The organism is Microbacterium sp. (assembly GCF_049661145.1).
Lineage (GTDB): Bacteria > Actinomycetota > Actinomycetes > Actinomycetales > Microbacteriaceae > Microbacterium.
On sequence record NZ_JBASZT010000035.1, the window covers coordinates 1 to 5,549 of the forward strand.

Annotated in this window: 4 protein-coding genes; 3 read left to right on the forward strand and 1 reads right to left on the reverse strand. The window is 71.5% G+C overall.

All coding sequences use genetic code 11. The features are described from left to right. On the forward strand, window positions 1–643 hold a 643-nt coding region (gene nudC / locus WBP48_RS01480; RefSeq protein ID WP_424435014.1), incomplete at its 5' end, for an NAD(+) diphosphatase. Then, window positions 640–2,436, forward strand: coding sequence for an ATP-dependent helicase (locus WBP48_RS01485; protein ID WP_424435017.1), 1,797 nt, complete (start codon window positions 640–642; stop codon window positions 2,434–2,436). The genes nudC and WBP48_RS01485, both read left to right, overlap by 4 nt. Window positions 2,437–3,291: 855 nt before the next feature. Here the strand turns inward: WBP48_RS01485 and WBP48_RS01490 are convergent. Beyond that, the gene (locus WBP48_RS01490) at window positions 3,292–4,698 is read right to left on the reverse strand and encodes a zinc-dependent metalloprotease (protein WP_424435020.1); all 1,407 of its coding nucleotides are present in this window, start codon (window positions 4,696–4,698) and stop codon (window positions 3,292–3,294) included. A 95-nt stretch (window positions 4,699–4,793) separates the two neighbouring features. Here WBP48_RS01490 and WBP48_RS01495 point away from each other — a divergent pair. Then, window positions 4,794–5,549, forward strand: a 756-nt coding sequence (locus tag WBP48_RS01495; RefSeq protein ID WP_424435023.1) for a PDZ domain-containing protein, incomplete at its 3' end; no start/stop codon positions are given.

Sequence of the window (5,549 nt, forward strand, 5' to 3'; positions counted from 1 at the left end):
CATCTGGGGTGCGCTGCGCGCGGTCGGCGGCGACCTGCCCGCCGTCGACGCCGGGATCTTCGTCGAAGCGGTCGCCCTCGGCGGCTGGCTCGTCGGGGCGCCGTTCTGCCCCGCGTGCGGGGCGCGCACACTGGTGCGGAATGCCGGCTGGTCGCGCAACTGCCCCGATTGTGGCAGGGAGCACTTCCCTCGTACCGATCCCGCTGTCATCGTCGCGGTGACCTCGCCCGACCGGTCCCGCCTGCTGCTCGGCAAGAACGCGCTGTGGGCGGACCGCAACATGTACTCCACGTTCGCGGGCTTCGTCGAGGCGGGCGAGTCGCTCGAGGCGACGATCGTGCGCGAAGTGCACGAAGAGGCGGGGGTCACCGTCCGCGACCTCGAATACCGCGGGTCGCAGGCCTGGCCGTATCCGCGTTCGCTCATGCTCGGGTTCCACGCGACCGCGGCAGACCCCGAGGCGGCTCGCCCCGACGGCGAGGAGATCGTCGACGTGCGATGGTTCGGCCGCGACGAACTGGCGGACGCGCTCGCCGGGGCCCGCGCCACGGACCGGCCGGGGAGCGAGCCAGGATTCGCGTTGCCCGGCTCGGCATCCATCGCCCGCCGGCTCATCGCCGACTGGGTGGGGATGACAGGATGAGCGACCGCGCCCTGGAGGGACTCGACGAGCAGCAGCGCGAAGCAGCGTCGCTTCTGCGGGGGCCGGTGTGTGTGCTCGCCGGGGCCGGAACAGGCAAGACCCGTGTGATCACGCACCGCATCGCGCACGGCGTCGACACCGGCGCGTACTCGCCGGGCCGGGTCATGGCGGTGACGTTCACGACGAAGGCGGCGGGGGAGATGCGCGGCCGGTTGCGCGCACTGGGGGTCGAGGGCGTCGCGGCGCGCACCTTCCACGCGACGGCGCTCGCGCAGCTGAACTTCTTCTGGCCGCAGTTGGCGAACGACACCGCGCCGTCGATCGTCGATAACAAGGTGCGGGTGCTCGGCCAGGCCGCCGACGCACTGCGGTTGCGGCTCAACGGCGCGACGCTGCGCGACGTCGCGAGCCGCATCGAGTGGCGCAAGGTCGCGATGCGCACGATCGAGCAGGATGCCGCGGCGCACCCCGACGGGTTGTCCGGCGTCCTCGACGCGGCTGCCGTCGTCGAGCTGCAGCGCCAGTACGAGAAGCTCAAGGACGCCCGCCGTCAACTCGACTTCGAAGACGTGCTGCTGGCGTGCGCCGGGATGCTGGAGTCGGAGCCGCGCGTGGCGGCCGCTGTTCACGAGCAGTACCGCCACCTCACCGTGGACGAGTTCCAGGACGTCTCGCCCGTGCAGCAGCGCCTGCTGGAACTGTGGCTCGGCGATCGCCGCGACGTGTGCGTCGTCGGGGATGCGAGCCAGACCATCTACTCCTTCGCGGGCGCAGACCCGCGCTACCTGCTCGAGTTCGCCGAGCGATACGACGACGCGCGCGTCGTGAGACTGGAGCGCAACTATCGCTCCGAGCCCGCCATTCTCGACGTCGCGAACGCTCTCATGCGAGGGCGGCCCGGCGCCCTGGAGCTGCGATCGGCGCGGACGGCGCGGACGGCGCGGACGGCGCGGACCCTGCGAGCAGCATCGGCCGTGTCACGACCGACGGTGACGGCCTACGGCGACGAGGGCGCCGAGGCAGCGGGGGTCGCCGGTGCGATTGCGGCGCAGGTGGCGTCGGGCATCGCGCCGAACGACGTCGCGATCCTGTACCGCGCGAACGCGCAGTCCGCGCCGTTGCTGGCCGCGCTTGCCGCTCGGGGGATCGCCGCGTCGGTGCTGGGCGGCAGACGCTTCTTCGACCAGCCCGAAGTGCGGCAGGCCGTGATGGCGCTGCGCGGGGCTTCCGTCGCGCCCGTCGAGACCACTCTTGTCGTGGCGGTGCGTGACGTGCTGCGCTCGCTCGGGCTCACCGACGAACCCCCGCCGGCCGGAGGCGCCCTGCGCGACGCCTGGGAGGCGCGCTCCGCGGTCCTGCGGCTCGCAGAGGAAGCGCCCGAGGGCACGACTCTGCGAGCGTTCACCGACGAGCTCCTCGCGCGCGGTCGCGATCAGCACGAGCCGTCGCTGCGGACGGTGACCCTTGCGACTCTCCATGCCGCCAAGGGCCTGGAGTGGGACCACGTCCACCTCGTCGGACTGGCGGAGGGCCTGCTGCCGATCTCCTACGCGACGGGGTTCGCCGCGATCGACGAGGAGCGCCGGCTGGCGTACGTCGGGATCACGCGGGCCGCGCGCACGCTCTCGCTGAGCTGGTCGGAGCAGTCGGGCGCCCGAACTCGGCAGCGGTCGCGGTTCCTGCGGGAGATCGGTCCCCATCCGCTCGAGCCGAACCCGCCCCGACCGAACCACACAGGCACGAGGCATGCGGGCGGTGCGCCCGCCACACCCGCCGCAGGTCGGCGGAACTGATCGTCACCGAAGCGCCGGCGACGCGCGGGGTGTTCGACTCGACATCGGCGACCGGCCGCGGCGCCGGCAGCGGAGTGAGACCCCGCAGCATCCTCACCGCGAGCACGGCCGCTTCCAGCACGAGGGCTGGATCCGTCCCGGTCGGCTCACGGCCCAGCAGTTGCGCCGCCAGCAGCGGCCACGCCGGGTCGGCGTCGGTGCGATGGGCGTGCAGGCAGGCCGAACAGGCGGTACGGCCGGGAACGACGAGCGGTCCCACCTGTACGCGGTCGCCGGACAGCTCGATCGGCAGGTGCGTCACGTCGGCGGCCATGAGCCGCGCCGCACGGCGGGGATCCAGCATCCGATCGGCGGCGACGATCACCGGCACCGCCGGGGACAGGCGATCGTCGGCCCAACGTGTGAGCGAGACGACGTGCACCCCGGCGGCGCCGAGCCCATCGCAGAGCGCGTCGTACGCCGCGACGGGCAGCCCCTCGGGCACCTCCACCCGGATGGCCAGCGGTTCGGGATCGACGGCATGCAGGACGCCACCGATCTGAGCCGCAAAACGCTGCGCCTCGTCCGGTTCGGCGCCGAGCGTCATCGCCAGCGGGATCAGCATGGCATCGGGGATGCCCTCCGCGAGCGCGTCGAGCAAGCGCTCCTGCCAGTCAGCGACGTGGTTCACCCGCACGCCAGGCCCCGTTCCCAGCTGCAGGCTCGAGGGTGTGCGCCACAGTGGGGGATGAGAGGCGGCCAATCGGAGCATGTCCCGATCTTGCCCGGCCGACCCCAGCCCGGAGCGCGCTTTCCACAGGTCCGCTCGCGACCCGGCGAAATCGGGCTCCTGTGGAGGGGACGATGCGCGTGACCTCAGACCGGGCGCGGATCCTCCGGAGGCGGGTCCCCGGCAGCATCCTCACCCGACCCGCCATCGTTTCCCGCGGCCTGCGCCAGCAGTTCGTCGAGCGCCTCATCGAATGCATCGCGCGCCGGCTCTTCGCCGCGGGCGCGGGCCTGGAGCCGCGCCACGAGCGCCTGCGGATCATCGATGTCCTCCGCCGTCGGCATGAGGTCGGGGTAGTCCCAGAGACTGTCGCGGGCTTCGATGCCCACGGCATCCGTCACGGCCCGCCACATCGCCGCCGCCTCGCGCAACCGCCGCGGGCGCAACTCGAGCCCGACGAGCGAGGCCATCGCCTGTTCGGCGGGGCCACCGACCGCGCGTCGACGGCGCACCGCCTCGGCGATCTTCGCCGACGCGGGAAGCCGCCCGGTGGCGTCGCTCGTCACGACGTCCACCCAGCCCTCGACCGTCGCCAAGAGGTTCTCCAAGCGGTGGAGTGCGGCATCCTGCGCCTCGGTGCGCTGCGGCAGCAGGGCACCCGACTCGAGCGCCGCCTTCAGCTCCTCGGGCGACGACGGGTCGAAGCGCGAGGCGAGGTCTTCGAGGGCGCCGGTGTCGACGTGGATGCCGCGGGCGAACTCCGTCACTTGTGAAATGAGGTGCAGCCGCAGCCACCGTGCGTGGCGGAACAGTCGCGCATGCGCGAGCTCGCGCGTGCCGAGGTACAGCGCGAGTTGGTCGTCGGTGACGTCGAGGTCGCGTCCGAAGGCGGCGAAGTTCTGCGGCAGGATCGCCGCGACGCCGTCGGGCATGATCGGGATGCCGACGTCACCACCCGAGACGACTTCGAGCGACAGTCGGCCGATCACCCCGCCCAGCTGCGCGGCGAACAGCGATCCGCCGACGCGGCGCATGAAGGTTCCGGCGCCCGCGACGAGCTGCTTCATCTCGGCGGGGGTCTGCTCATCGATCGCCGCGGTAAGCGCGCCGGCGATCGAGTCGGCGACGGGCTCCGCCAGCTCCTGCCACACCGGAAGCGTCTGCTCGACCCACTGTCCGCGCGTGATCGCCTGCGGCGGTGTGGCGAGGTCGGCGATCGTCGTCGCCTCGCTCAGCCACAGCGTTGCGAGAGCGAAGGCGTGGTCGAAGTCCTGTTTGGCACCGGTCGTGATGCCGAGCGAGTCCTTGTTCGCCAGGTGCAGCGCCTGCGTCCTGGCGGCACCCCAGTCGATACCGTCTGCCGCCGAGCCGTTCGCGAACGCCTGCTGGAGCTGACCCATGATCTGCTGCAACATGGCCGGATCCACCCCCATGCGGGACAGGCCCTCGAGCTGCGAGGGGTCGAAGCCCGCCGCGCCACCGCCGAGCAGGTTGCGCAGCAACTCCTGGAACTCGTCGTCACCGGAACGGTCCGGGGTGTCGTCGTCAGTCATGTCAGGCGCCTTTCAGCGGGCGGTTCTGGTCTCGTCCTACGCTAATGGCAGCACTTCCCCGCACGGCCGCCCGGGCCCTCCACGGAGGATGTCGCGTGTACGCCGATCGCGAACGATCGGCCGGAAGGTCTGCCGTGGCGCTGCTCGACGAGGACACGGTCATCGTGCCTGCGCGCCGGGCGCCGATGTCCCGGCAGATGCTGATCGGGATCTGGTCGCTCGCGCTCGCCCTGCTCGCGCTGCTGGCGCTGACGCTGATTCCCACCTCGTTCGTCATCCAGCGTCCCGGTCCCGTCTTCAACACGCTCGGCACGACGACGAACTCCGCCGGCGACGATGTGCCACTGATCTCGGTCTCCGGTGCAGAGACGTTTCCCACCTCTGGCTCACTGGATCTGCTCACCGTGCAGGTCGTCGGCAACCGCGATCGCACGCCGTCGTGGTTCGAGCTGGCGATGGCGTGGTTCGACCCGTCCATGGCGGTGATCCCCATCGACGAGGTGTTCCCGCAGGGCCAGAGCACCGAGCAGCGCAACGAGGAGAGCGCGGTCATGATGGTCGATTCGCAGAAGGAGGCGACGGCCGCGGCGCTGGTCGAGCTCGGCTACGACGTCAATCCGATGGTGCGGGTCTATGGCCTCACCGACGACTCGGCGGCACAGGGCATCCTCGAGCCGAACGACGTGATCCGCGCCGCCGACGGTCAGGCGATCACGGAGACCGACGAACTGCGGAAGGCCATCAACGATGCGGGCGGAGCCGCCGTCGAGCTCACCATCGATCGAGGCGGACAGGTCCTCACCGAGTCGGTCACGCCGAAGGCGTCCACCGTGGACGGCAAGACGACGTGG